This is a genomic window from Plantibacter sp. 2H11-2 (assembly GCF_050031945.1).
GTDB lineage: Bacteria > Actinomycetota > Actinomycetes > Actinomycetales > Microbacteriaceae > Plantibacter > Plantibacter auratus.
This window is the reverse complement of sequence record NZ_JBNBBL010000002.1, coordinates 479,491-503,829: the sequence shown is the minus strand read 5'-3', so window position 1 is coordinate 503,829 and position 24,339 is coordinate 479,491. Positions and strand designations below refer to the sequence as shown.

Genomic DNA, 24,339 nt, shown 5'->3' with positions numbered 1-24,339 from the left:
TGGCGCGCGGCGGTCCGGGAACCAGGTATGCTGCTATCTGGCCGTTTTTCACAAACAGCCATGGAGAATTCGCCTAGTGGCCTATGGCGCACGCTTGGAAAGCGTGTTGGGTTAACGCCCTCGGGGGTTCGAATCCCCCATTCTCCGCCAGCTTCACCGCGAACGCCCCTCGCCCACCGCGAGGGGCGTTCTGCGTTTCCAGGGTCAACCCAAGTGACGTCTTCCCGTAGTGCCAGCGCGGTGCGCTGACGTGAGCGCGGGTCACACGCGTGAGCGCGGGTCTCCAGAGGGGCGCGCTCAGGGCTACGACCCGCGCCCACGCCGAACTGGTCGGTTTCGTGCCAGCGCACCGCGCTGGCACCGAGTCCGCACATCTCACGTCAGCGCACCGCGCTGAGCGGATCGATCATTCGATGGTTGACAGTTAGAACTCAAAGCGTTAGTGTTCTAACCATGGACGACGAGACACCCACCCTCAGCAGCACACTCGAACTGGTCCGCTGGATCGGGTGGGCACAGCGCAAAGCCGGCGAGGACTGGATCCGAGCCCGCGAGCTCAGTCACGAACAGGCCTTCGTCCTCGGCCACCTCGTCCGGCATCCAGGATCGAGCCAACGCGACATCGCCGAGGTGAGCCGGACGAGCGCCGCCAGCGTCTCGAGCCTCCTGCAGGGACTCGAACGTCGGGACCTCGTCGAACGCCGCACGGAGGACGGCAACGCACGCACCAAGCGCGTCTACGCCACCCCGCTCGGTACCGACCTCATCGCCGGGTTCGAGACCGCGATGGCCGAGGCCGACGACGTCATCCTCACCCCGTTGGACCAGAGCGAACGCGACACCCTGCACGCTCTGCTCACGAAGCTCACGGCGCACCTGCCACAGCCGACCCGCTGATCACCGCCCGGGGAACCCGGGCTCCCTGACCACGCGCCGAGACCACTCGCCGCGTCACTCACCGACCGCCGCACACGATGGCGACCGCGAACGCCACGACGGCGCTGTCCGTCGCGCCCGAACGCCTGCTGAGCCCGTCCGCCCAGCCCGCGCCGGACGCCCCCCATCACCGAACCTTCGCCGCGCCGGCGCTCATCGTCGCGCCCGGAACCTGCCCGAAACGGAGCCTGCCATGCACCCCGAAGACCACATCGATCCCACAACCGGAACGCCCGTCCCCAGCGGCACCGCACCATCGACAGCCACCGCGCCATCGACCGACACCGCACCCCCGACCGCCGCGGACACGATCGGCAGCAACCGCTGGTACCTCGCGACCGCCCCGATCATCCGGGCGCTGATCCACCTGTGCGTCCCGATGGCAGCGGCCCTGGTCGTCAGCGCCGTCTACAACCTCATCAACGCGGGCGTCGTCGGCTCGCTGCACGACACCACCCTGCTCGCCGCGATCACGCTCGGAGCCCCGATCCTCGGACTGATCATGGCCATCGGCGACCTGTTCGGCGTCGGTGGCGGCGCGCTCATCTCCAGACTCCTGGGTGCCTCGGAACACGACCCGGCACAGGCCGGGGACATCAAACGGGCCGCTTCCTTCTCCGTCTGGGGCGCGTTCCTGACGGGCACCGTCCTGGGCGGGATCGGCCTCGTGTTCCTCGGTCCACTCGTATCACTACTCGGGGCGGACGCTGTCACCGCCCCGGCGACCTCGGCGTTCATCGGTGTCATGCTCGCGTTCGTCCCCGTCATGGCGACCGCGTTCTGCCTGGAACAGCTCGTGCGGGCCGAGGGCGCCGCCCGGCAGGTGATGATCGCCCTCATCGCGTCAGCGGTGGCGAACCTCGTCCTCGATCTCGTCTTCATCCTCGGGTTCGGCTGGGGTGTCGCCGGTGCGGCGCTCGCGATGGGCCTGGCGAACCTCGGTGTCCTCGTCTACTTCGTGGCGTGGCTGCAGCGCAACAGCGAGCACGTCAGCCTGGCACCGCGGTGGTTCACGCTGTCGCCGACGATCCTCAAGCCGGTCCTCGGGGTCGGTGTCAGCACGCTCCTGCAGTCGGGGTTCCTCATCGTCACCGCGCTCGTGTTGAACACGTTGGCCGCGGCCTACGGAGACGCCCCACTCGCCGCCATGGGCGTCGCGGTCCGGATCGCCCAGGTGCCCGAGTTCCTGGTCATGGGCGTCACCTTCGGCGTGCTCCCGCTGCTCGCCTACGCGTTCGGCAAGGGCGACGGCGCGCGACTCCGGTCCGCTCTCCGAGCCGCGGCACTCACGGTCGGTGGGATCTCGGTCCTCTTCGCCGGCGTCGTCTTCATCCTGCGTGAGCCGATCGTCTCCGCGTTCATCGCCGACCCCGCCGTCCTCGGTCTCGGCGTCACGATCCTCGTCGCCCAGCTCACCGCGATGATCGCCAACGGGTTCACCGGGCTCATCACCTCGCTCTTCCAAGCGACCGGTCGAGCACTCCCCGCGGCGGTCATGGCCGTCACCCAGGGCGTGCTGTTCGTCCCGATCGTCCTCCTCGGCAACCTGTGGTTCGGACTCAGTGGCATCGTCTGGTCGCTCACCGTGACGGAGGTCATCGTCTTCCTGGTCGGTGTCCTGCTCTGGCTCGGCTCGCGACGTGCCATCGACCGTGGCCTCGCAGCCGGTTCCCCGGAGCGTGCCGACGCCCAACTCACCGACGCCTGACGGACTGCCAGCGCGGTGCGCTGACGTGAGCGCGGGTCACACGCGTGAGCGCGGGTCTCCAGAGGGCCGCGCCCACGTCCATGACCCGCGCTCACGCCGATTGCAGCGACCTCACGTCGGCGCACCGCGCCGGCACCCACACCACTGCGCTCGGGTCGGCGCACCGCGCTGGCGACACCCCGCCTGGTGCGCAGACCGTCCCGGGAGCATCACCCGGCTGAAGCGTCCAGGGGTATCCGCATCACGGCGTTCTCGATGAGCACCCCGCGACGCTCGACCCGCTGCTCGCGGACCACGACGAAGCCGTGGCGCTCGAACACCGGCTGCGCCGTCCGACTCGCCTGCACGGTCACCTCCCGGAGCCCCACCGCTTGGGCTTCATCGAGCACCTGACGGATGAGCGCGGACCCGACGCCGCGTCGTCCCGCGTCCGGATCGACGAACAGCATGTCGAGGTAGCCGATCTCGACGTCCAGGTCGGTGAATCCGACCACCGAGTCGTCGAGCTCGGCCACCCACGTCGTCACCGCGGCACGTCGGGCGGCCCAGTCGTCCAGCACGGTGTCTGCCCGGTCCTCCGGCACCCAGGCGGCGAGCTGCTCGGGCGTGTAGTGGGCGGCAGCCGTCACCCGCACCGCGCGTTCGAAGATCGACCTGGTCGCCCGCGCATCGGTGTCGCGGTAGCAGCGGATCCGGAGGTCGTCGAGCACGCGCGTCAGCCTAGCCGGAGCGCCGGGACGCCGCGGGCAAGCGACCTCAGCCCTAGAGCGCCGGGATCTCCGAGAGGTCGGTGTAGACGGGGATCCCGCGCTCACGGGCGATGGCGACATCGGTGTCGGCACCGGACGACTCCCCCGGCAACCGGAGCACGGCGTCGCAGTGCTGGAGCAACCGCTTCGCCGTCTCGTACATGACGTCGCCGTCGCCCGACGCGGTGTCGATCCCACGCAGGATCGGCAGCGCGACCCACTCCCCGATCATCGGGACGTGACCGAGCGCGTAGATGGGCGCCGCTGCGGCTTCGAGTCGTTCCAGGTTGCGGGCGATGGCGTCGGGATCACCGCCGGTCCCGGAGCGGTAGGGGCCGGCGATGAGGATGAGGAGTGGCGTTGTCATGTCCAGCACTGTAGCGTTAACCGTGCACGTTCGTGCAAGATCATGAAGGAGCACGCATGCTGAGCGCACAACGACGATCACACCTGCTCGACCTCCTCGACCGCGACGGCCGCATCGTCGCGAAGGACGCCGCCGCTGCGCTCGGACTCTCGGAGGACTCGATCCGCCGAGACCTCCGCGAGCTGGCCGAAGCCGGCCTCTGCGTCCGCGTCTACGGCGGCGCACTCCCGGTCCCCGCGGCCGACCGCCCGTTCCGGGATCGGCTGTCCCTCGGAACGGCGAGCAAGGAGCGCGTCGCCCGCATCGCCGCCGAGCGGATCCGACCAGGCAGCACCATCATCATCGACGCCGGCACCACCGCGCTCGCGCTCGCGCGACTGCTCCCGGACGATCCGACCCTCACCGTCATCACCCCGAGCCCGGCGGTCGCACTCGCCGTGGCGGAGCACTCGCCTGCGCGCGTCATCATGATCGGGGGCGAACTCGGACGTCACTCGATGGTTGCGGGCGGCGCTCTCGCCGCGGAGGCCATCCACCGTCTGAGTGCCGACGCCTGCTTCCTCGGCGTCACAGGCTTCCATCCCGAACACGGCCTCACCACCGGCGACCTCGACGACGCCGCGACGAAGCGCGCCCTCGCCGAGCGCAGCACCGACGTCTACGTCCTCGCGAGCGAGGAGAAGGTCGGTGCCGTCTCCCGGTACCCGGTGCTCGACCTCGGCGAGGTCACCGAGGTCATCGTCGACCCGAAGACGGACGGATAGGACCGGTCGACGCGGGCCGGGGGTTCAGACGCGCTGGACCGTCAGGATCGCGGGTAGGTCTCGGCGAGGAACGCGGCGTAGCCACCCGGGGTCCGGCCACGTCGCCGACCCGAGGTCTCGACGGGCGCATCCAGCGTCGGCACGACCCGGAGACCCGCCGCCCGGGCGCGCTCGACGAGCTCGACGTCCTCATGCTCGGGCAGCTCACGAAAGCCGCCGAGTTCGTCGAGCCGATCGGCCCGGACACCCAGATTGGCCCCGTGCACGTTGCCCGGCAGATGTCCGGGCGGGTGGGTCAGCGACCACCGCTCCACGTCGTCCTCGGAGAAGTCCGTGAAGTCGGGACGGACGGTCCCGAGGAGGACGTCGACACCGTCGTCGAAGGCATCGGCGTGGACGGAGAACCAGTCCTCCGGAACGCGCGAGTCGGCGTCGGTGTTGGCGATCCACCGCGCGGAGACGTCCGCCGCGCCCGATCCCGCAGCGGCAGCGACACCGGCCCGACGGGCCGCTCCGACGCTGCGCTCGTCGATGACGACGGTGACCGCCTCCTCAGGACCGAATCCCGCCAACCGCTCACGGACGATCCGCGCCGTGTCATCGCGACAGTCGTCGAGCACCACGACGATCCCCACCTGCAGCTCGGGACGACGACGCAGCGCGGCGGCACGCGCGACGAGCAGCGCGTCGAGGCATGGCCCGATCAGCTCCTCCTCGTCGTGCGCGGGCACGACGGCATCGATCCGTCGCAGCATCAGCCCGTCAGACCGTCCACCGCGGCGATGCTCGCCTCATCGGCAGGCACGAGGACGTCGAGCAGGAAGTCGTCCTCGACGTGCTGGATCGACCGACGGCCGGGCCAGCGTTCGAGCAACCGGCGATGGACGAACTCGGCCGAGGTCGTGGCGTGGTCGTCCGGGTGCCGCCAGTGACATGCGACGATGCTCCCGCCGGGCGTGAGTGAGCCGAGGAGGTGGTCGATCACCCGGTCGAGGTCGGTCGCCGACAGGTAGTAGCCGACCTCCGACATCACCACCAGGTCGAAGGCACCACTCGGCCAGTCGTCAGGGAGCGTGCCGCGTTCGAACCGGGCGGCGGGCACCCGTCGACGGGCGATCTCGAGGGGTGCTTCGGCGATGTCGACACCGAGCACGTCGTCGCTGCGGTCCGCGAGCCGCTCGGTGAGCACACCCGTCGCGCATCCGAGTTCGAGCACCGAGCCGTAGCGCTGGCGAGGCAGGGCGGCGAGGAGGACCCGACGTTTGCGCTCCTCGTACCAGGATCCGAAGTCCCAGCCGTCGGGGTGATCGCGGTAGTGGTCCTCGAACGACTCCTTTGACCGCGAGATCGCATCGGCCGTCGCAGCCGTCACGGCATCGGTGGCGGCGGGGTCGGTGTCGGTGTCCGCCGTCGGACCTGCATCCGGGTCGCTGTCGGGCTCAGGCCCAGCGCACGTCCGTTCGGGAAGAGCACCTCGAACCGCCGCGCGTAGTGCTGCAGGTGGTGGTGGTCGACGATCGCCTCGTCGCCCGGCGCGTCCGAGAGGGGCTCCGTCTGCGAGGGGTAGGCGTCCATCGCGGCGATCTTCGCCCCGTGCGCCGCCGCGTCGAGCGGCACGATCCGCGCCTCGGCCCACGGCAGAGTCGCGTCGTCGGTGTCGGCCCAGTGCCAGAGCCAGATGGGGAACTCCACGAGCGCGAGGTCGAGCTCGGTCGCGAGGGCCGTGGCGAGTTCGCCCGCGATCCGGTGGTCGCGGTGCCCGTCGCCGCGCCAGGGGGCGACGATGAGCGGTCGCGATCCGGCGGTGGCGACGGCTGCCCGCAGTCGCTCCGCGATGCCCGCGCGTTCGGCGTCGAGGCCGCCGTCCGGGATGTGCAGGACCTCGTACCCGACCGTCGGGTGGAGACGACCGACGGCATCGATGAACTCGGCCTCCCGGCGCGGGGCGAGTTCCTCGGGCGCGGTGGTCGGTGAGTCGGGGTGCGATCCCTCGCCGAGGGTCACGAGGAGGACCTCGACCGGTATCCCCGCGGCTGCAGCTGCCGCGATCAGCCCGCCGGCTCCGAGCGATTCGTCGTCCGGGTGCGGCGACAGGACGACGACGCCCGTGGCGTGCCGCCAGCCGTCCCAGACGGGCAGGTCGAGCTCGTGCAAGCGGGTCGCCCAGGCGGCTGCCGACGTGCCGGGGTCGCGGTGGTCGAAGGCGGGCATCAGTCGGCCTCCACCAGCATGCGGCCGTAGCGCGCGAGGTCGCGGTCGCCGTGGTCCTGCTGGACGTAGAGCTCGAGGTCGGACATCCGCGCGAGGTAGGCGGGTTCGGAGGTGAGTGGGCCGGGGCCGAGCGCTCCGAGCACCCCGGCGCGGATGGCGTCGACCCGGCCGCGGACCGTCGACCGCACACGCTGGGCGAGGCGCGGGCCTGCCGCGTCGTCAGCGTAGCCGTGCTCGATGGCCTGGGCCGCATCGGCGATCGCCTGTTCGGCGATCGAGAGGTCGATGGCCGCGGCGCCGAGCGTACGGAGGAGGAGGTCGGCGTCGGGTCGCGTGCGTGCCGCGGCGAGCAGGCGGTCGACGAGCGTGACCGCGCCGCCCCACCAGCAGGCGGCGACGCCGATCCCGCCCCAGGAGAAGCCGGGGCGTCGCAGGTACCACCCGTCGTCGCCGACCGGTGAAGCGGGGACCCCGTCGAAGCCGACCGGGCCACTCGGGACGAGCGGAAGTCCGCGGGCGAGCCACGCGCTGTCGTCGGTCGCGACCCCGGGGTCGGTGAGTGCGACGGCGAACAGTCGCCGCTCCCCCGGCGCGGTGTGGGCGGTGACGAGGGCGTCGCTCAGGTGGGACGCGAGGGAGCACCACGGCTTGGTACCGGTCAGCTGCCAGGCGTCGTCGACCAGGGTCGCGTCGAGACGCAGCCCGGGCGCCTCGGCCGCGAACACCCCCCAGGTGGAGACGGCCGGCGGTTCGAGGTCGGCCTGATGCAGGATGGCGAGTGCGTCGAGGTGCGGTTCGACGACCCGTGCGAGTGTGACGTCGACCGCGGCGATCGCGCCGAGTCCCGCGAAGACCCGCCCGGCGGTGTGCTGCTCGAGCGGACCGACGAGTCGCACGGCCGTGGAGGTGAACGCCAGACGCGACTCGATGCTCGCCAACGCACCTGACGCCGCGTCGTGCAGGGCGCCGAGGTCGAGGGAGGTGCCGCTGGTGGGCCAGGCGGTGGACTGCAGACGGATCATGCGATCCGCGTCTGGTGTCGGGGTTCCATCGGTGCGCGCATGCGACCTCCTCGCGTCGTGGAGGTCCAAGTCTCGCACCGCAGCTCGCGACCGCCCGCCCCTGGACCACGACCATCGACCCTGGTAGTGGGTCAGCGCGGTGCGCAGGCGCGAGCGCGGGTCAGCGACGTGGGCGCGGGTCTCCGGAGGGGCGCGCTCGGTCGACTGACCCGCGCTCACACCGGTTCCCTCGGGTTCGCGTCAGCGCACCGCGCTGGCGCCGGTTTCCGACACCTCAGCTCAGCGCACCGCGCCGGCACCCCGCTCGGGCGGGACACCGGGCACGGACTCAGTCGCGGAAGAGGGCACTGTACGCGTTGATCGCCGGCTGCCCACCGAGGTGCGCGTAGAGGACGTTGCTGGACGCCGGGATGTCACCGCTCGTCACGAGGTCGATGAGTCCCGCCATCGACTTCCCCTCGTAGACCGGGTCGATGATGACGCCCTCGAGCCGACCGGTCAGTCGGATCGCCTCCATCGTCGACTCGACCGGGATCCCGTAGAGGTCGCCGGCCCACCCCTCCAACACCGTGATCTCGTCGTCGCGGAGCTCGCGTTCGAGGCCGATGAGCTCCGCCGTGTTGCGGGCGATGCGCGCGACCTGGTCGCGGGTCTCCTGGATCTTCGCCGACGCGTCGATGCCGATCACCCGGCGTGGTCGGTCCTGCCCGGCGAACCCGGCGATCATGCCGGCGTGCGTTGACCCGGTGACGCTGCAGACGACGATCGTGTCGAAGAACACGCCGAGTTCACGCTCCTGCTGCTCGACCTCCGCGGCCCAGTTCGCGAACCCCAGACCACCGAGCCGGTGGTCCGACGCCCCGGCCGGGATCGCGTACGGGGTGCCGCCGCGTTCGCGCACATCGTCGAGGGCACGTTCCCAGCTCGACTTGAAGCCGATGCCGAAGCCAGCGGGATCGAGGCGAACCTCGGCCCCCATGATCCGCGACAGCATGATGTTGCCGACCCGGTCGTTCACGGAGTCGGGCCAGTCCACCCAGTTCTCCTGCACGAGGACGGCCTGCATCCCGAGCTTCGCCGCGACCGCCGCGACCTGACGCGTGTGGTTGGACTGGTAGCCGCCGATCGACACGAGCGTGTCGGCACCCTGCGCGATCGCGTCGGGGATGAGGTACTCCAGCTTGCGGGTCTTGTTGCCGCCATAGGCGAGACCGCTGTTGACGTCCTCGCGCTTGGCCCAGATCGTCGCGCCACCGAGGTGGGCGGTGAGGCGGTTGAGTTCGTGGACGGGACTCGGTCCGAAGGTGAGCGGGTAGCGGGAGAAGTCGCTGAGGGACATGTGGTGGCTCCTGGGTCTCGGTGGTGCGGCGGAATGTCGGGGAACGGGGCGGGTGGTGGGCGCTGCTCAGTCCTCGTCGAGGTGGGCGAGGACGAGGTCGGCGAGGGTCGTCCAGTTGCCTCGGACGAGCGCGGCCGCCGCATCGACGTCCCCCGCCGCACAGCGCTCGATGACGGCGTCGTGCTGCGCGATCGACCCGCGCGCGGCGACGGAGGAGAACCGCAACCGTTCGATCCGCCGCAGCAACGGGGTGACCGCCTCCAGCGCGTCCCGGATGAACGGATTCCCGGCGACGTCCACGGCCACGGCATGGAAGGCGTCGTCCGCTGCGAGCGCGGCGTCGGCATCGTCACGTTGCAGCGCGGCTGCGAAGTCACGGTTCGCCGCGCGCATGCGATCGAGGTCGGCCGCGCTCAGGTGCGGCACCGCCTCACGGACGGCGAGTTCGTGCATGGCGGCGGCGACCGCCTGAGCCTGCAACGTCGCCCGGCTGTCGAGCGGGGCGACGACGGTCGACCGTCCGGGTTTCGCAATGACGAGCCCACTCCGGGCGAGACGCAGGACGGCCTCGCGGATGGGCGTGCGGCTCACGCCGAGCCAGCGTTCGAGTTCGGTGTCGACGAGTTTCTCGCCCGGGGTGAACGTCCCGTCGACGATCGCGTTGCGGAGCGACTGATAGACGTCGTCGCGGAGGAGCGCTCGGCGCTGCGGGTTGGCTTGAGCGGGAGCGGGCATGCAATATATTGCACATCGCAACGCCGAGAAGTCAAGCGTATCGGCGCAACCGGTCGGACCGGCTCGAAGAGTGGGGTATTCGTCCTACTTGTCCCCCAGATGGCGGATTGTCCACCCACTGAAAGCAGGCCACGATGATCTGCGGGGGTGAGTGCGTGGTGCGACGGGGTGATGAACCGGTGACGGTCAGACCGCATCCGCGCGTGCTCTGGAGCGCCGTCCTGAGCGCCGCAATCGTCGTCCTCCCCGTGTGGGGCGTCTCGCTCTGGCTCGTCGGCCCGGCCCCGAGCATCGAGCGCACGTGGGTCATCACGCTCGGCATCATCGGCATGGTCGTGCTGCTCGGCGTCGCCGTCCTGTCTCGACGACAACGCATCGTCGTGTGTCGTGACGGGTTCATCGAGCAGCCCATCGTCGGGCGGCAACGGTTCGTTCCGCGGGAGGCGATCGGCCGCAGCCTGCTCTTCGAGTTCCGAGGTCGGGGGCTGCAAGCGAGCTCGCAGTTCTTCGTCTGTGACTCGGAGAACCGCCCACTCCTGCGCATGCGGAGCAACCGATGGAGCACGGACAGCATCGCGGCCGTCGTCGCCGCCTACGACGGCCCGGTGGAGCGACCCCGCCAGCCGGTCTCGCTCGACGACCTCCGCGAGGACCACCCCGACCTGCTCACCCCGCTCGAGCGGCTGCGCTGGGCGCGCGCCGAACTGCTCTAGCCGAACTGTTCTCGCTGAGTCGGCCTGCCCCGGCCACCGCGATGGACCGCGAGGGTACCGGCTTTCCGAGCGGGATCCGGCGCGGGTCGGATACCGGCCGGGTCAGAGCGCCTTCGCGTACCAGTGGGCCCCGGTCTCGCCGTCCACCCGGGTGAAGCCCGTCCGCTGGTAGAACTGCTGTGCCCCGGTGTTCGAGACGCCGACGCCGAGGTGCACGCCCGGGACACCGCGCTCCGCGAGGAGCTCGCAGAACGCGTCGATGAGCCGTCTGCCGACACCCATCCCCTGCGTCTCCGGCAGCAGGTCGATGTGCAGATGCGCCGGGTACCGCGCGAGGAGGTCCGTGGCCAGCCCGCCGCGATCGGTCGCGGATCGGACGATGCCGCGTTCGCCCTCCGACGCGGCACCGGAGGTCGCGGCCGCCGCGTACTTCCCCTCGACGGTCGGCCACCAGCGCTCGATGAACCAGCGGTCGAAGGCGGTCGTGTCCGCCGTGCCCAGGATGTACCCGATCGGGCCCGCACCGGCGTCGACGAGCAGCGCCAACTCAGGCTCGTGCTCGACGTAGGGCAAGGCGTAGATGTCGGGCAGGAGGTCGTCCGTGCTGAACTGTCCGGTCGCGTCCGCCCCCGAGTCGCCCGTTCGGATGCAGATCGCCGCCACGGCGGCGCGGTCGGACGGTCGGTACGCGCGGATGTCGGTCACCGCGCCAGCCTAACCGGCGTTCCCCGGTCCCTGAGCCCCACCCTCCGGCCCCTGAAGCCCACCATCCCCTGCCTGAAGCCCACCCTCCCCGGTCCCTGAGCCTGTCGAAGGGCGGTGTCCACCCGTGAGCCCTTCGACAAGCTCAGGGACCGATCGAGGCGCGACCCAGCGACCGCCCCGGGGACCGACCGAGGGACCGCCGAGGCGCGACCGAGGCACCGGTCCGACCGGGTTGCCTAGGCTGAGTCCCGTGACATGGCGACCAGGAGGCATCGACGCGGCCGTCGAGCAATGGCGACTCGTGCCCGACGGCGAGCTCATCATGACGCCGTCGAGCCGGCTGCTCCCCGTGACGCACCACGGACGACCGGCGATGCTCAAGGTTCCGCTCGTCGAGGAAGAAGCACTCGGCGGTCAGCTGCTCGCGGCGTGGGACGGCGCCGGGTGTGCAGCGGTGTTCGCGGGCGATGACCACGCGATCGTCCTGGAACGCGCGACGGGCGGCCGTGATCTCGCCTCACTGACCCGCGCAGGTGACGACCTCGGAGCCGTCGCGATCCTGTGCTCCGTGCTCGACACCCTGCACGCGGCGATCCCCACCCCGGCGCCGACCGATGCCGGTGATGTCATCGCCGAACTCCCCACGCTCCGCCGGTGGTTCCGCGAGCTGCTCGCCGACGACGCATCCGCCCTCGGCACCCTCCTCGGCGATCCGGCGAGCGCCGCGTTCCTCGAGCGTGGGCGGGAGCTCGCCGGTCGACTGCTCGACACCACGACCCCAGCCGACGTCGTCGTGCTCCACGGCGACCTCCACCACATGAACGTGCTGGAGTTCGCACCCGGCGACTGGCGGGCGATCGATCCCAAGGGCATCGTCGGTCACCGCGCCTTCGACGCCACAGCGCTGTTCACCAACCCCGATCCCGCGACGGCGCGGAACCCGCAGCTGTTCACCGAGCGGGTGGGGCTGGTGAGTCGATCGCTCGGCCTGTCGCGAACCGCGCTCCTCGAGTGGGTGGTCGCCCGCTCCGCGCTGTCCGCCGTGTGGTCGCTGCAGGACGGGTTGCTCGACGACGCCCTCGCCACCGTCGAGCTCGGTCGCCTCGCCGAGGAGGGCCTCCGGTAGGTTCACGCCCTTCGACAAGCTCAGGGACCGGGGAACCGCTCAAGGGACCGGGAGACCGCTCAGGAAACGGGAAACCGCTCAGGGACCGGGGAACCGCTCAGGGGAACGGGACACCGCTTCAAGACCGGAGCGGCAGCTCAGCGGCGGCGACGCGTCCCGAAGATGCCCTCGACGACGCCGGTGAGGATCGACCGCGTCGCCTTCGACCCGAGGATCTCCTCGAGCGGACTCTTCGACGACGTCGACGACGACCTCGTCGACGTCCGGCGGGTCGTGCCGGCGGTCTTCCGGAGCAACCGTTCGTACTCGGCGTCGGCCTGCTTCTGTGCCGCGGCCTGGGCCTTGTCGGCGGCGGCCTGCTGCTTCGCGAGTTCCGCCGCGATGCGCTGCCGCTCGAGTTCGGCCTCGGCGGCGAGCGCGGCCTGGTTCGCCTCCTCGAGCTTCGCCGTCAGGATCTCCCTCGCCGACTCACGGTCGACGGGCGTTCCGTACCGCGCGAGCAACGGTGACGCCGCGATCGCCGCGTCGATCGCGGTGTCGGCACTGGGCGACATGAGTCCCTGCGGCGCCCGCAGTCTCGTCCACGCGACCGGCGACGGCGCCCCTTTCTCGTTCATCACGGTGACGACCGCTTCACCGGTGCCGAGGGAGGTGAGGACCTCGCCGAGCTCGTAACCGGAGGTCGGGTAGGTCGACACCGTCGCTTTGAGCGCCTTCGCGTCGTCCGGGGTGAAGGCGCGGAGGGCGTGCTGGACGCGCGATCCGAGCTGCGCGAGCACCTCTCCCGGGACGTCCTTCGGCGTCTGCGTGACGAAGAAGATGCCGACACCCTTCGACCGGATGAGCCGGACCGTCTGCGTGATCTGCGCGAGGAAGTCCTTCGACGCGTCGCGGAACAGCAGGTGTGCCTCGTCGAAGAAGAACACGAGCTTCGGCTTCTCGGGGTCGCCCACCTCGGGGAGGGTGTTGAAGAGGTCGGCGAGCAACCACATGAGGAACGTCGAGTAGAGGGCCGGCTGGTTCTGGACGCCCGGCACCTCGAGCAGACTGACGATGCCCTTCCCGCTCGGGTCGAGGCGGATGAAGTCGGCGGTGTCGATCTCGGGTTCGCCGAAGAAGACGTCGGCGCCCTGGTCGGCGAAGGTGATGAGCTCCCGCAGGATCACCCCGACGGTGGCGCCCGACAGCCCGCCGAGCTCCTGCAGCTCACCCTTGCCGTCGTCGCTCGCGAGGTAGGTGAGGACCGCGCGCAGGTCGCTCAGGTCGAGGAGCGGCAGGCCCGCCTTGTCGGCGTAGTGGAAGACGAGACCGAGGCTGGACTCCTGCGTGGCGTTGAGGCCGAGGACCTTGCTCAGCAGCAACGGGCCGAAGGCGGCGATGGTGGCGCGGATCGGGACGCCCTTGCCGACGCCGCCAAGCGCGAAGTACTCCGTCGGGGTGGCGGCCGGCGTCCAGTCCTGGCCGATGCCGCGGGTGCGGTCGAGGAGCTTCTCGTTCGACTCCCCCGGGGTCGCGATGCCCGAGAGGTCACCCTTGATGTCCGCGGCGAACACGGGGACGCCGGCGGCCGAGAGCTGCTCGACGAGGCCCTGGAGCGTGCGGGTCTTCCCGGTTCCGGTGGCGCCGGCGACGAGTCCGTGCCGGTTCATGACACTGAGCGGGATGCGGACCTGCACCCCCGGCAGCGGTTCCCCGTTGACCAGGGCGCCCATCTCGAGCGCCGGGCCGTGCACGAGGTAGCCGTCGCGGATCTTCAGCACGTCGTCGAGGCCGAGCGGGCCCGGACCGATGGTGTCGGCGCTGAGCTCGTCGGAGCTGCTGATGTCGGCAGTGCCAGTGCCGGCGGTGCTGGTGTCGGCACCGACCGCGTCGTCGGTTGGGACGTCGGCTGGGGCCTCGGCGGCCGGCGCATCACCCGCGGAACCGGGGTCCACCGGCTCGACCGGTGACGCTGCTCCGGTGGCCCCGCCCGACGCCGTGATCCCGGCCCCGGCGAGCGCCGCTGCCGCCTCGGCCGCCTTCACTTTGGCTGCGGCGAGTGCCGCCTGCGCCTGGGCGGCTTCGAGCTCGGCCTGGGCTTGGGCGGCGGCAGCCTGGAGTGCGGCGATCTGCGGGTCGGATGCTGCATCACTGGGCGTCATGTGCCGAGCCTAGCGACGCGTTCCCCACCGGTCGAGGGGTCGCGCGAGGGCTGGACGACTGCTCCGATCACCACTGTTCGCGGGTGTGCTCCTGGTCGACGACGGCGCGCAGGTCGGACAGTCGGCGCATCCCGGCCAGCGGTTGCGCCATACGGGTGTTGTGCCGGATGCGCGGTTCCACGCGGTCGAGGAAGGCCCAGTACCCGGCGGTGAACGGGCAGGCGTCCTCGCCCAGCCGCACCTTGGGATTGAAGACGCACCCACCGCAGTAGTCGGACATCTTGTCGATGTACGCACCGCCCGAGGCGTAGGGCTTCGTCGCGACGATGCCGCCGTCCGCGTGCTGCGACATGCCGATGACGTTCGCGGGCATCACCCAGGGGGTGCCGTCGACGAACATGTCGATGAACCAGTCGTTGAGTGCGACCGGGTCGTACCCGTGCTGCAGGGCCCAGTTGCCGAGCACCATGAGCCGCTGGATGTGATGCGCCCAACCGTGGCGACGCATCCCGTCGATCGTCTCGCGGAGACAGTTGGACTGGATGGCGGTGGCGTCGAGTTCGCGGAACTGGCGCGGGAGCGGCTCGTGTGCTCCGAGGGCGTTGTGACTCGTCCGGTACGGCTCGCCGAGGTGCCAGTAGAGATGCCAGACGTAGTCGCGCCAGCCGATGATCTGGCGGGTGAAGCCCTCGACACTCGACAGCGGTGCGCGACCGGCGTGGTACTCGGCGACCACGGTCTCGACGGCGTCGCGCGGGTCGAGCAGGCCGAGGTTGAGCGGCGCGCTCAGCAGGGAGTGCGCCATCGTCCAGTCGCCGCCGAGCATGGCGTCCTCGAACGGGCCGAAGTCGCCGAGCCTGGTCTCGATGAAGTCCGCGAGCGCCGCCTCCGCCTCGGCCGCCGTGGCCGCGAAGCGTCGGGGCCCGTCATCACCGACCAGCTGGACCAGTCCGTCGCGCTGCCACCGGTCGAGGTCCTCCCGGACCTCCGCGTCGACATCGTCCTCCTCGGGCCAGAGCGGCTCGGGCAGACCGAGCCGGGCGGCTCCCTTCGGCGGCGGGTTCCGGTTGTCGTGGTCGTAGTTCCAGCGGCCGCCCTCCGGCTGGTCGCCGCGCATGAGGATCCCGGTCCGCTCCCGCACCGTGCGGTAGAAGTCCTCCAGAAGGAGCCGCTTGCCGTCCCGCGTCGACGCCCAGGCCGCGAAGTCCGGCTCCGAGGTCACGAAGCCGCGGCTCGGGAGCACCCGGAGTCCGCGCTCGCGGACGAAGCGCCGAGCCGTCCACGAGGGTGGGTCGATCACCTCGAGGTCTGCGCCGACCTTGACGACCTCCTCGTAGCGGTCGACCTGGTGGAACTCCGCCCGGTCGCCGAGTTCCGCAGCACGATGTCGGATGGCCGAGAGGAAGAGGTGCGCCTTCGCGCGGTGCATCGGTCGTTTCGTGAAGGTGGACTTCGATTCGATGAGGAGGATCGGTCCGCCGTCGTCGAACGCCGGGCCGAGCTGGCCGATGAGGATCCACCGTCGCCGGCCGGCGGTCGCTTCGTCGTCGTGCTCGGCGGCGCGCCGACCGGTGGTGTCCATCGCCTCAGCGTACGTGGGGCGACGGACACCACCGGGGGCTTGCTCAGCCTGCTCCGATACTGCTCGGTTCTGTACTGCGGTGCCCCGCTCGGCTCACAACGCTCAGAGCGTCGCGGCGAACGGGTCCCAGTCCTCGGCGACGAGCGGCACCGACGCGACCCGGCTCGCCACGTCGACGGTCTGGCCGGACACCACGGACTCGTCGATCGAGACGAGCGTGTCGAGCACGTGGTAGCCGAGGGCGCCCGAGGCGAGCGGCGTGCCGCCGGAACGGATCGCCCGGGCGAGGTCGAGGACCCCGGTCCCGCGGCCGGCGAGGACACCCTCGGTCGGCACGACCTCCCACTCCGGGTCCTGCTGCATCCGCTCGATGGGAGCGGCGCGGGTGATCCGCACCTCGCCCGTGAACATGTTCGGGTCGGGGATCACGAGTGTCCCCTCGGTGCCGGTGATCTCGACGACGCCCATCTTCGCGAGCGGCGACTCGAAGCTGAAGACGCTCTGGCTCACGCCGCCGTCCACGAAGCGGGCGATGGCGCTGACGTGCGTCGGCACCTCGACGGCGAACTCGGTGCCGACGCGGTCGCCCTGCTGGATCGTCCGCGTCGCACGCCCACGGGAGCCGGCCGCCGACACCGAGGCGACCGAACCGAACACCTGCACGAGCGTCGTCAGGTAGTACGGCCCCATGTCGAACAGCGGCCCGCCACCCTTCGCGAACAGGAACTCCGGGTTCGGGTGGAAGATGTCCGGGCCGGCGTACTGCATGACGGTCTGGGCGGTGAGCGGCTGACCGATGTCTCCGCGGGCGATGGCGCGACGCGCGGACTGGACGCCCGGGCCGAGCACCGTGTCCGGCGCGATGCCCACGAGGAGTCCTGCGGCGTCGGCCTGCTCGAGGAGCGCGAGCCCGCTCGCACGGTCGACGCTGATCGGCTTCTCCGTCCACACGTGCTTCCCGGCGGCGAGCACCTGCGAGGCGACCTGCGCGTGGACGGCGGGGATCGTGAGGTTCACGACGAGCTCGACGTCCGGGTGCGCGAGGACGTCGTCGGCGGTCCCCCACTCGCCGACGCCCCACTTCTCGGCCTGGGCCTTCGCGCGGTCGACGTCGAGGTCGCCGAGGATCACGACGCGGACGTCGGGGAACGAGGTGAGGTGCTCGAGGTAGGTGTCGCTGATCATGCCGGTGCCGATGAACCCGACGCCGACCGGGCCGCTGCCCTGCGGTGCGCGCGCCGTCGTGCCGTGCGCTGTCACGGCCATCAGCGGACCGCCGCTTCGGTCGAGACGAGCTGTTCGGCGACGAGCGCGTCGACGCTCGCCTGGATGCCGTCGAAGATGTCGCCGGCGCCGTAGTGGTCGAACTCGATGATCGCGAACCGCGCCGAGGGCGCTGCGGCGAGGGACTCACGCAGCGGGACCTCGCCCTGCCCGAACGGTCGCTGGTCGAGACTCGTCGGCACGAAGGGGGCGGCGCCCGGTGCGAACGGGTCGGCGGGCAGCAGGCCGTCCTTGACGTGGAGCGCCTGGACGCGGTCGCCGAGGCGGCCGAGCAGCGCGGGCACGTCCTGACCGGCGGTCGCCGCCCAGAACAGGTCGACCTCGAGCGCGACGTCGTCACGCAGCTGGTCGGCGAAGACCTCGAACGCGCTGCGTCCGCCGAACGATGCGACGAACTCCTGGGAGTGGTTGTGATAGCCGACGCGGAGACCGTGGTCGGCGGCGCGCTCCGCTGCGGCGTTCAGGCGGGCGGCCGTGTCGGCGACGGCGGCTTCGTCGAGCCAGCGGTCGGGGCTCACGAACGCGTCGATGACGATCTCGAGGCCGAGGGCCTTCGCTGCCGCGAACACCTCCTCCTGTGGGGCGACCGGCATGACCTGGTCGCCGAAGCGGATCTCGTCGGAGAGGAGCGTGGCGTGCCCGGTGCGGGCGGCGAGCCCGTGGCGGTCGAAGGCCTCGCGGAGCTCGGGCGCGCGGGCGACGAAGTCGAAGGCTTCGACCTCGCGCAGGCCCATGCCGGCGAGCCGGGCGAGGGCGTCGTCGAGGCCCTGGTCGAGGTGCTCCTTGATGCTGTAGAGCTGCACGGAGAGCGCTGGTGCGGTCATGGTGTTGCCGTCCGTTCTGACGCCGTCCTTGGCGTCGCTGGGTGATGGAGTGGAGCTGGTGATCGGGGTGCGGGAGGCGTGACCGGGGTCACCCACGGGTCGCGATCGATCCGGTGATGGTCCCGTCGGCGTTCCGGGTCATGCGGTGTCGGACCGGCAGGATCGTCAGGGCGCCGAGCACGGCGATCACCCCGGCGCCCCAGAACAGGGCCGTGTAGTTGTTGCCGACCGCGCCGAGTCCGAGGAGGAACGCACCCACCGCGCCGGCGAGCGACTGCGGCAGGGCGTTCGCGATGTTGAGGACACCGAGGTCCTTCGCCGCGTCGTCCGGGTTCGGCAGGACGTCCACGACGAGGGCGGTGTCCACCGCGACGTACACGCCGTACGCCGCCCCCATGATCGCCTCGACGACGTAGAACATGGGCACCGTCGTGGTGTGGGCGAGCAGCACGAGCCCGAGCGCGAAGACCGCCGTCGACCCGATGACGAACACCTTGCGGTTGAGCATCCGGTCCGACAGCCAACCGCCGAGCTTCGCGGTGATGACGAGCGCGATCGTGTAGATCAGCACACCCATGGTCAGGGTGTCGACGGCGCCCTGCTGCGACAGCCCGACCTCCTCCTGCAGGAAGAACAGGCGGAACGCGACGAAGAGGAACGACGCGAGCGTCAGGAGGAACCGTGAGAGCCAGACCCAGCCGAAGTCCGGGTGCTTGAGCGGGTTCACCCAGAAGGTGAAGAGCAGACCCTTCCATCCGCCGACGTCCGGACGGGTGGTGATCGCGCGGTCGGGCAGGACGAAGCAGTACAGCCACACGGTGATGAGTGCGAAGACGGCCGGAGCGACGAAGAGGAGCAGCATGTCGGTGACGAACCAGCTGGCCACGAAGGCCGCCGCGAGGATGCCGACGTTCTGCATGACGCCGACGTTCGCGGAGACACTCCCGCGCTGTTCCGGCGGGACCTGGTCGGCGATGGTCGCGAGCAGCGGGCCCAGGATGGCGTTGCCGGTGAGTTGTGCGAGGCACCAACCGGCGATGAGGACCGGGACGTTCGGAGCGAACGCGACGATCGTGAGCGAGGCGACGAAGCCGATGGCGCCGAGGAACATCCACGGGCGGCGGCGACCGAAGCGCGAGAGCGTGATGTCGGACAGGCGGCCGATCACCGGGTTCGCGACGAGGGCGAACAGGGCGGCGATGGAGAGGACGTTGCCGTTGACGACCGCCGCCTGGTCACCGGGGACGAGCTGCTGCGTCTTGAGCGCCAGGCTCACGGTGACTGGGGCCAGCAGGGCCACGAACAGGCCGAACTGGGCGAGCGCCATGGTGGTGACGACCCGCTTCGACGCCCGTTCCGTCGGCCCCGACGGGCCGGTGACGAGGCTGACGTAGGGACCGCTCGAGGCACGCTGACCGGTGGGTTTGGGGCGGCGGGGTGGGTTGGACATCCGAGTTCCTCTCAACGCTGAGCTGCGGACCGGCTCTGGCCCGCGGGTGGTGCTGTCCCGGCAGGATCGGGAAACCGATCACTGCACGGCTTTGAGTATAGGGGCGAAACCCGAGTGGTCAATAGGTTTTCACGAAACCTGTCGGTGTTGGCTGCTGCCAGCGCGGTGCGCTGACGCGAGCGCGGCCCAGCCGCGTGAGCGCGGGTCTCCAGAGGGTCGCGCTCACGCGCCCGGGGCGCGCCCACGCCGAATCCCCAGCGCTCGCGTCATCGCACCGCGCCGGGCCCCACAGACCCGCGCTCGGGTCAGCGCACCGCGCCGGCGTCACCGACGAGGAGAGCCCAGGCGCGCTCGAGGTCACCGGCCATGTCGACGGAGGGGTCGAGCGTCCACTGCACCTGCAGCCCGTCGGCGAGGGCGACCATGACGCGCGCCACGTGCTCGGGATCGATGCCCGCGGCGACCCGCCCGGAAGCCTGGCGACCACGGACGACGTCGGCGATGCTCCGGCGCACCGCCGTGACGTGATCGACGAAGAACCCTCGCACCGGGTGTTCCGCGTCACCGGCGGCGGCCGCCATCGTCAGGTACAACTCGACGAGGCCCGGGACATCGCTGTTGTGGCGCATGACGGCGACCAGACCCTCGATCGCGTCCTGGGAGCCGGCCGCGGCGAACTCCTCGTAGTCGACGGCGTCGCGCTCCCGCAGGATCGCCGCGAACAGGTGCTCCTTGGATTCGAAGTAGTGCATGAGCCCCGGCAGGCTGACGCCGACCTCACGCGCGACCTCACGGAGCGACGTGCCGCGATACCCCTCGCGCGCGAACACCGCGAGCGCGACGCGCAGGATCTCCTCGCGGCGCGCAACACCTTTCGCGTAGGAGCCCCGTGCCGTCATGTGCCGATTGTAGGGCCGCACGACGTCGGGGGGGGGGGGGGGTGACCCCCCCCCCCCCCCCCCCACGCCGAGTCGTGCATCACTCAGGACGGGTCCGGCGCGCCGTCCCGCGATCGCCGCGAGCGCGGCAGACCCGCCGCGATCGTCCTGAGTTGCGAACGTCGAGACCCCTGACTCGCAGCCCGCTTCCCGCAGCCCGCTTCCGCTTCCCGACTCAGGCGCCGAGTGCGACCGCCGTCCACGACACGGGCGGGAGCGTGATCGTGAGGGTACCGTCGGCGAGCGACGCGCTCTCGTTCGCGATGAGGCCGACGCGCTCGCGGTCGTCGATCGTGTTCTTCGCGTAGACGTCCTCGTCGTGGATGCCCTTCGCCTCGACGATCGAACCCACGCCGAGCGCCGAGACGTCGACGGTCACCGTGATCGCCTCATCCTGGTGACGGTTCACGAGGAACACGGCCGCGGTCCCGGCCTCGGCGTCGTACGTCGCGACCGAGTCGACGAGCGGTGCGTCACCGTGGACCTTCGTGGTGTAGCTGCCGACCTCGATGCGCGGCGCGAGCACGACACCCGACGCGAGCCGGCTGGTGACCGAGAACGGGAAGAACGTCGTCTGCCGCCAGGCGCCGCCGCCCGGCTCGGTCATGATCGGGGCGATGACGTTCACGAGCTGCGCGAGGCTCGCGGAACCGACGCGGTCGCTGTGCTTGAGGAGCGTCATCAGCAGGTTGCCGAACACGACCGCGTCGGCGACCGAGTAGACGTCCTCGATGAGGCGGGGCGCGTAGGCCCACTCCTCGATCGTGCCCTCGATCGCGTTCCACTCGTCGAGGTACCAGACGTTCCACTCGTCGAACGAGAGCTGGATCTGCTTGTCGGAGTGACGCTTGTGCTGCACGTGGTCGGCGGCAGCGACGACCGTGCGGATGAAGTACTCCATGTTGAGCGACGAGGCGAGGAACGACCCGAGGTCGCCGTCGCGCTCCTGGTAGTACGCGTGGCAGGAGATGTAGTCCACCGAGTCGAAGCTGTGCTCGAGGACGGTGCGCTCCCAGTCGCCGAAGGTCGGCATCGAGGAACTCGACGATCCGCAGACGACGAGTTCGAGCTTCGGGTCGACCATCTTCATCGCCGACGCGGTCCGGGCGGCCAGCTTGCCGTAGTCGTCGGCCGACATGGCGCCGACCTGCCACGGCCCGTCCATCTCGTTGCCGAGACACCACATGCTGATGCCGTAGGGCTCGGGTGCGCCGTTCGCGATCCGCTGGTCGGACAGCGCCGTGCCGCTCGGGTGGTTCGTGTACTCGAGGAGGTCGAGCGCTTCGAGCACCCCGCGCGTGCCGAGGTTGACGGCCATCATCATCTCGCTGCCGGTGAGCTTGCACCACTTGGCGAATTCGTCGACGCCGACCTGGTTGGTCTCGAGCGAGTGCCAGGCCAGGTCGCGGCGCACGGGGCGGTGCTCGCGCGGCCCGACGCCGTCCTCCCAGCGGTAGCCGGAGACGAAGTTGCCGCCGGGGTAGCGGATGGTGCTCGTACCGAGCTCCGTGACGAGGTCCACCACATCGCCGCGGAAGCCGTCGGCGTCGGCGGTGGGGTGGCCGGGCTCGTAGATGCCGTCGTAGACGCAGCGTCCCAGGTGCTCCACGAACGAGCCGAAGATCCGGCGGTTGACGGGGGCGACCGTGACGTTCGGGTCGATGGCGATGCGTGCGGTGGTCATGACGGGAGGTGTCCTTCGTTCGGGCCGGAGTCGGCCGTGGCGTGCAGTGCTGGTCGTTCGTGCGTTGCGTGAGCGGTCGTGGTGTCGATGATGTCGTGGAGTGCCCGGTCGGGGCGACGCCGCGGCGGCGCGTCTGTGGAGCGGCTCACTTCACGCTGCCGAGGGAGAGCCCGCCCTGCCAGTACCGCTGCAGGGAGAGGAAGGCGATGATGAGCGGCACGATCGAGATGAACGCCCCGGTGACGATGAGGTTCCACACCTGCTCGCCGCCGGCACCCGCGTTCGACAGCGCCGTCCAGTTGTTCAGTCCGACCGTCACGGGAAGCAGGTTCGGGTCGCTGAGCACCGCCAGCGGCAGGAAGAAGTTGTTCCACGTGCCGACGATCGAGAGCAGCAGCACCGTGACGATCGCCGGTCGCAGCAGCGGGAGCGCGACCTGGAAGAACGTCCGCAGCTCCCCTGCGCCGTCGACCCGCGCGGCGTCGAGGATCTCGTCCGGGATGGCGTCCTGGGTGTAGATGCGCATGAGGTAGACGCCGAACGGGCTGAGCAGCGACGGGAGGATCACGGCCCAGATCGTGTTGACGAGCCCGACCTGGCTGAGCAGGACGAAGGTCGGGATGACCAGGGCCGTGAGCGGGACCATGACCGCACCGAGCAGCAGGTTGAAGAACAGGGAGCGACCACGGAACCGGTACTTGGCGAAGCCGTATCCGGCGAGCACCGCGAGGACCGTGGCACCGATCCCGCCCGAGAACGCGTACAGGAAGGAGTTCCCGAGCCAGCGCCAGTAGATGCCGCCCTGGTGGGTGGAGAGCTCGGCGACGTTGTCGAAGAAGTTGAACTCACCGTCGAACCAGAGCGGCCCGCCGGAGCCGGTGAAGAGCCCGGAGGTGTCCTTCGTGGCCGCGACGATCAACCACCACAGCGGGAGGATGAAGTAGATGACGAGGGCGAGGAGGAAGAGGTGCGAGCCGACGCGTCGGCCACCGGTACGGGCCTCGGGACCCTGACGTCGTCGTCCGGCCTTCGGGTTGAAGGCCGGGATGGCGGTGGTGGCGCTCATCATTTGAGTCCGCTCTGCTTGCGCGTGAGGAAGAGGAAGACGTACGAGCCGATGAACACGATGATCCCGAGCGCGAAGGAGATCGCGGAGGCGTAGTTGAACTGGCTGTACGAGAAGGCGAGGGAGTACGCGTACATGTTCGGCGTGTACGAGATGGGGATGGCGCCCTGGGCGACCCCGCGCAACACCTGCGGTTCGGTGAAGAACTGCAGCGTGCCGATCATGGCGAAGATGAGCACCATGACCATCGACGAGGAGATCATCGGCACCTTGATGCGAAGTGCGGTCTGGAACGCGTTCGCGCCGTCGATGCGGGCGGCCTCGTAGATGGACGGGTCGATCCCGCGGAGCGCCGCGTAGATGATGATCATGTAGTAGCCCGACCACTGCCAGGTCACGATGTTGACGAGGCTGCCGAAGATGCTGCTCTGGTCGAGGAAGGACGGCGCCGTGGCCCCGAAGAGCGCGAAGACGTCGGTCGCCGGACCGAAGCGGGGGCTGTAGAGGAAGCCCCACATGAGCGCGCCGATGACCACGGGGATGGCGTACGGGACGAAGATCATGAGCCGCGAGAACTTCGACAGGACGGTCGCCAGGTTGTCGAGCACGAGGGCTGCGACGAGCGCGACGAGCATCTGTGCGGGGATCATGACGAGCGCGAACATCGCCACCCGCGCGAGCCCGCTGAGGAAGATCGGGTCGGTGAAGGCCTTCGCGTAGTTCGCGAGGCCCGTGAACTCGGTACCGGTCGCGAGGGTGGAGGTCTGGAGGCTCATCCAGAACGCGTAGCAGAGCGGGAAGATGAGGAAGGCCGCGAAGACCATGGCGAAGGGGGCGACGAAGAGCCAGCCCCAGCGTTGCCGTCGCCGGTCGATCGCGCCGATGCCGCCTCGTCGCGGACGGACGATCCTGGCGGCCGACGCGGCGGTGGAGGCCGATCCGGTGGTGAGTGCCATGATGCTGCTTTCGAGTCGTGGGGACCACCGGGGCGGCGA

Annotated in this window: 23 protein-coding genes and 1 tRNA gene; 6 read left to right on the top strand and 18 right to left on the bottom strand. The window is 70.3% G+C overall.

Features of this window, described 5'->3' with window-relative positions:
- Positions 1-62: 62 nt before the first annotated feature.
- The 3 genes from ACQG07_RS06750 to ACQG07_RS06740 all read left to right on the top strand — a co-directional run bounded on the left by ACQG07_RS06750 (position 63) and on the right by ACQG07_RS06740 (position 2,644).
- Positions 63-150 (top strand) — tRNA-Ser (locus tag ACQG07_RS06750).
- Positions 151-453: 303 nt separating this feature from the next.
- The gene (locus ACQG07_RS06745; RefSeq protein ID WP_426737825.1) at positions 454-897 is read left to right on the top strand and encodes a MarR family winged helix-turn-helix transcriptional regulator; all 444 of its coding nucleotides are present in this window, start codon (positions 454-456) and stop codon (positions 895-897) included.
- A 232-nt stretch (positions 898-1,129) separates the two neighbouring features.
- On the top strand, positions 1,130-2,644 hold the full coding sequence (locus ACQG07_RS06740) for an MATE family efflux transporter (protein WP_426737824.1): 1,515 nt from the start codon (positions 1,130-1,132) through the stop codon (positions 2,642-2,644).
- Positions 2,645-2,853: 209 nt separating this feature from the next.
- On the opposite strand, the gene ACQG07_RS06735 is transcribed toward ACQG07_RS06740, so the two are convergent.
- Positions 2,854-3,354, bottom strand: a complete 501-nt coding sequence (locus tag ACQG07_RS06735) for a GNAT family N-acetyltransferase (protein WP_426737823.1) — start codon at positions 3,352-3,354, stop codon at positions 2,854-2,856.
- Positions 3,355-3,406: 52 nt separating this feature from the next.
- A complete protein-coding gene (locus tag ACQG07_RS06730) occupies positions 3,407-3,760 on the bottom strand; it encodes a DUF4406 domain-containing protein (RefSeq protein ID WP_426737822.1) in 354 nt (117 codons plus the stop codon).
- A 56-nt stretch (positions 3,761-3,816) separates the two neighbouring features.
- Between ACQG07_RS06730 and ACQG07_RS06725 the strand changes: the two genes are divergently transcribed.
- Positions 3,817-4,524, top strand: a complete 708-nt coding sequence (locus tag ACQG07_RS06725; protein WP_426737821.1) for a DeoR/GlpR family DNA-binding transcription regulator — start codon at positions 3,817-3,819, stop codon at positions 4,522-4,524.
- A 41-nt stretch (positions 4,525-4,565) separates the two neighbouring features.
- Here the strand turns inward: ACQG07_RS06725 and ACQG07_RS06720 are convergent, their stop codons facing one another.
- From ACQG07_RS06720 to ACQG07_RS06695, 6 genes are all read right to left on the bottom strand, one after another.
- A complete protein-coding gene (locus tag ACQG07_RS06720; protein ID WP_371742798.1) occupies positions 4,566-5,255 on the bottom strand; it encodes a glycosyltransferase in 690 nt (229 codons plus the stop codon).
- A 23-nt stretch (positions 5,256-5,278) separates the two neighbouring features.
- Positions 5,279-5,896: a class I SAM-dependent DNA methyltransferase gene (locus tag ACQG07_RS06715; RefSeq protein ID WP_426737820.1), complete on the bottom strand. Its 618-nt coding sequence runs from the start codon at positions 5,894-5,896 to the stop codon at positions 5,279-5,281.
- Positions 5,893-6,735, bottom strand: coding sequence for a PIG-L deacetylase family protein (locus ACQG07_RS06710; RefSeq protein ID WP_426737819.1), 843 nt, complete (start codon positions 6,733-6,735; stop codon positions 5,893-5,895). The genes ACQG07_RS06715 and ACQG07_RS06710 overlap by 4 nt, the downstream gene beginning before the upstream one ends.
- Positions 6,735-7,757 (bottom strand): acyl-CoA dehydrogenase, encoded by a 1,023-nt coding sequence (locus ACQG07_RS06705; protein WP_426737818.1) that lies wholly within the window; start codon positions 7,755-7,757, stop codon positions 6,735-6,737. Before ACQG07_RS06705 ends, ACQG07_RS06710 begins: the two co-directional genes overlap by 1 nt.
- Positions 7,758-8,085: 328 nt before the next feature.
- Positions 8,086-9,096, bottom strand: coding sequence for a 1-aminocyclopropane-1-carboxylate deaminase (locus ACQG07_RS06700; RefSeq protein WP_079706802.1), 1,011 nt, complete (start codon positions 9,094-9,096; stop codon positions 8,086-8,088).
- Between the two features lie 66 nt (positions 9,097-9,162).
- Complete coding sequence (locus ACQG07_RS06695) at positions 9,163-9,831, bottom strand: GntR family transcriptional regulator (RefSeq protein WP_192005736.1); 669 nt, start codon at positions 9,829-9,831, stop codon at positions 9,163-9,165.
- Positions 9,832-10,010: 179 nt separating this feature from the next.
- Between ACQG07_RS06695 and ACQG07_RS06690 the strand changes: the two genes are divergently transcribed.
- The gene (locus ACQG07_RS06690) at positions 10,011-10,544 is read left to right on the top strand and encodes a hypothetical protein (protein WP_274500460.1); all 534 of its coding nucleotides are present in this window, start codon (positions 10,011-10,013) and stop codon (positions 10,542-10,544) included.
- Between the two features lie 102 nt (positions 10,545-10,646).
- Here ACQG07_RS06690 and ACQG07_RS06685 read toward each other — a convergent pair whose 3' ends face one another.
- Positions 10,647-11,249, bottom strand: a complete 603-nt coding sequence (locus ACQG07_RS06685; protein ID WP_426737817.1) for a GNAT family N-acetyltransferase — start codon at positions 11,247-11,249, stop codon at positions 10,647-10,649.
- Between the two features lie 250 nt (positions 11,250-11,499).
- Between ACQG07_RS06685 and ACQG07_RS06680 the strand changes: the two genes are divergently transcribed.
- A complete protein-coding gene (locus tag ACQG07_RS06680; RefSeq protein ID WP_426737816.1) occupies positions 11,500-12,375 on the top strand; it encodes an aminoglycoside phosphotransferase family protein in 876 nt (291 codons plus the stop codon).
- A 137-nt stretch (positions 12,376-12,512) separates the two neighbouring features.
- Here the strand turns inward: ACQG07_RS06680 and ACQG07_RS06675 are convergent, their stop codons facing one another.
- The 9 genes from ACQG07_RS06675 to ACQG07_RS06635 form a co-directional block, all read right to left on the bottom strand.
- Complete coding sequence (locus ACQG07_RS06675) at positions 12,513-14,516, bottom strand: helicase HerA-like domain-containing protein (RefSeq protein WP_426737815.1); 2,004 nt, start codon at positions 14,514-14,516, stop codon at positions 12,513-12,515.
- Positions 14,517-14,583: 67 nt separating this feature from the next.
- Entirely contained in the window at positions 14,584-16,098 is a 1,515-nt protein-coding gene (locus ACQG07_RS06670) for a cryptochrome/photolyase family protein (RefSeq protein ID WP_426737814.1), read from the bottom strand.
- Positions 16,099-16,200: 102 nt separating this feature from the next.
- Positions 16,201-17,364 (bottom strand): Gfo/Idh/MocA family protein, encoded by a 1,164-nt coding sequence (locus tag ACQG07_RS06665; protein WP_426737813.1) that lies wholly within the window; start codon positions 17,362-17,364, stop codon positions 16,201-16,203.
- Entirely contained in the window at positions 17,364-18,206 is an 843-nt protein-coding gene (locus tag ACQG07_RS06660) for a sugar phosphate isomerase/epimerase family protein (RefSeq protein WP_274500454.1), read from the bottom strand. Before ACQG07_RS06660 ends, ACQG07_RS06665 begins: the two co-directional genes overlap by 1 nt.
- Before the next feature lie 88 nt (positions 18,207-18,294).
- Positions 18,295-19,656: an MFS transporter gene (locus ACQG07_RS06655; RefSeq protein WP_079706795.1), complete on the bottom strand. Its 1,362-nt coding sequence runs from the start codon at positions 19,654-19,656 to the stop codon at positions 18,295-18,297.
- Between the two features lie 305 nt (positions 19,657-19,961).
- Entirely contained in the window at positions 19,962-20,555 is a 594-nt protein-coding gene (locus ACQG07_RS06650) for a TetR/AcrR family transcriptional regulator (protein WP_426737812.1), read from the bottom strand.
- 214 nt (positions 20,556-20,769) lie between these two features.
- Entirely contained in the window at positions 20,770-22,278 is a 1,509-nt protein-coding gene (locus ACQG07_RS06645; RefSeq protein ID WP_426737811.1) for an alpha-N-arabinofuranosidase, read from the bottom strand.
- A gap of 145 nt (positions 22,279-22,423) precedes the next feature.
- Positions 22,424-23,344 carry a carbohydrate ABC transporter permease gene (locus ACQG07_RS06640; RefSeq protein WP_426737810.1) on the bottom strand — a complete coding sequence of 307 codons (921 nt, stop codon included), beginning with the start codon at positions 23,342-23,344 and terminating at the stop codon, positions 22,424-22,426.
- A complete protein-coding gene (locus ACQG07_RS06635; protein WP_426737809.1) occupies positions 23,344-24,300 on the bottom strand; it encodes a carbohydrate ABC transporter permease in 957 nt (318 codons plus the stop codon). Before ACQG07_RS06635 ends, ACQG07_RS06640 begins: the two co-directional genes overlap by 1 nt.
- Positions 24,301-24,339 lie beyond the last annotated feature (39 nt).

Excerpts from the sequence above, each read along its gene's own strand:
- ACQG07_RS06745 (WP_426737825.1), top strand. The coding sequence starts at position 454 with ATGGACGACGAGACACCCACCCTCAGCAGCACACTCGAACTGGTCCGC.
- ACQG07_RS06740 (WP_426737824.1), top strand. The coding sequence starts at position 1,130 with ATGCACCCCGAAGACCACATCGATCCCACAACCGGAACGCCCGTCCCC.
- ACQG07_RS06730 (WP_426737822.1), bottom strand. The coding sequence starts at position 3,760 with ATGACAACGCCACTCCTCATCCTCATCGCCGGCCCCTACCGCTCCGGG.
- ACQG07_RS06725 (WP_426737821.1), top strand. The coding sequence starts at position 3,817 with ATGCTGAGCGCACAACGACGATCACACCTGCTCGACCTCCTCGACCGC.
- ACQG07_RS06710 (WP_426737819.1), bottom strand. The coding sequence starts at position 6,735 with ATGCCCGCCTTCGACCACCGCGACCCCGGCACGTCGGCAGCCGCCTGG.
- ACQG07_RS06705 (WP_426737818.1), bottom strand. The coding sequence starts at position 7,757 with ATGATCCGTCTGCAGTCCACCGCCTGGCCCACCAGCGGCACCTCCCTC.
- ACQG07_RS06700 (WP_079706802.1), bottom strand. The coding sequence starts at position 9,096 with ATGTCCCTCAGCGACTTCTCCCGCTACCCGCTCACCTTCGGACCGAGT.
- ACQG07_RS06695 (WP_192005736.1), bottom strand. The coding sequence starts at position 9,831 with ATGCCCGCTCCCGCTCAAGCCAACCCGCAGCGCCGAGCGCTCCTCCGC.
- ACQG07_RS06675 (WP_426737815.1), bottom strand. The coding sequence starts at position 14,516 with ATGACGCCCAGTGATGCAGCATCCGACCCGCAGATCGCCGCACTCCAG.
- ACQG07_RS06670 (WP_426737814.1), bottom strand. The coding sequence starts at position 16,098 with ATGGACACCACCGGTCGGCGCGCCGCCGAGCACGACGACGAAGCGACC.
- ACQG07_RS06665 (WP_426737813.1), bottom strand. The coding sequence starts at position 17,364 with ATGGCCGTGACAGCGCACGGCACGACGGCGCGCGCACCGCAGGGCAGC.
- ACQG07_RS06660 (WP_274500454.1), bottom strand. The coding sequence starts at position 18,206 with ATGACCGCACCAGCGCTCTCCGTGCAGCTCTACAGCATCAAGGAGCAC.
- ACQG07_RS06655 (WP_079706795.1), bottom strand. The coding sequence starts at position 19,656 with ATGTCCAACCCACCCCGCCGCCCCAAACCCACCGGTCAGCGTGCCTCG.
- ACQG07_RS06650 (WP_426737812.1), bottom strand. The coding sequence starts at position 20,555 with ATGACGGCACGGGGCTCCTACGCGAAAGGTGTTGCGCGCCGCGAGGAG.
- ACQG07_RS06645 (WP_426737811.1), bottom strand. The coding sequence starts at position 22,278 with ATGACCACCGCACGCATCGCCATCGACCCGAACGTCACGGTCGCCCCC.
- ACQG07_RS06640 (WP_426737810.1), bottom strand. The coding sequence starts at position 23,344 with ATGAGCGCCACCACCGCCATCCCGGCCTTCAACCCGAAGGCCGGACGA.
- ACQG07_RS06635 (WP_426737809.1), bottom strand. The coding sequence starts at position 24,300 with ATGGCACTCACCACCGGATCGGCCTCCACCGCCGCGTCGGCCGCCAGG.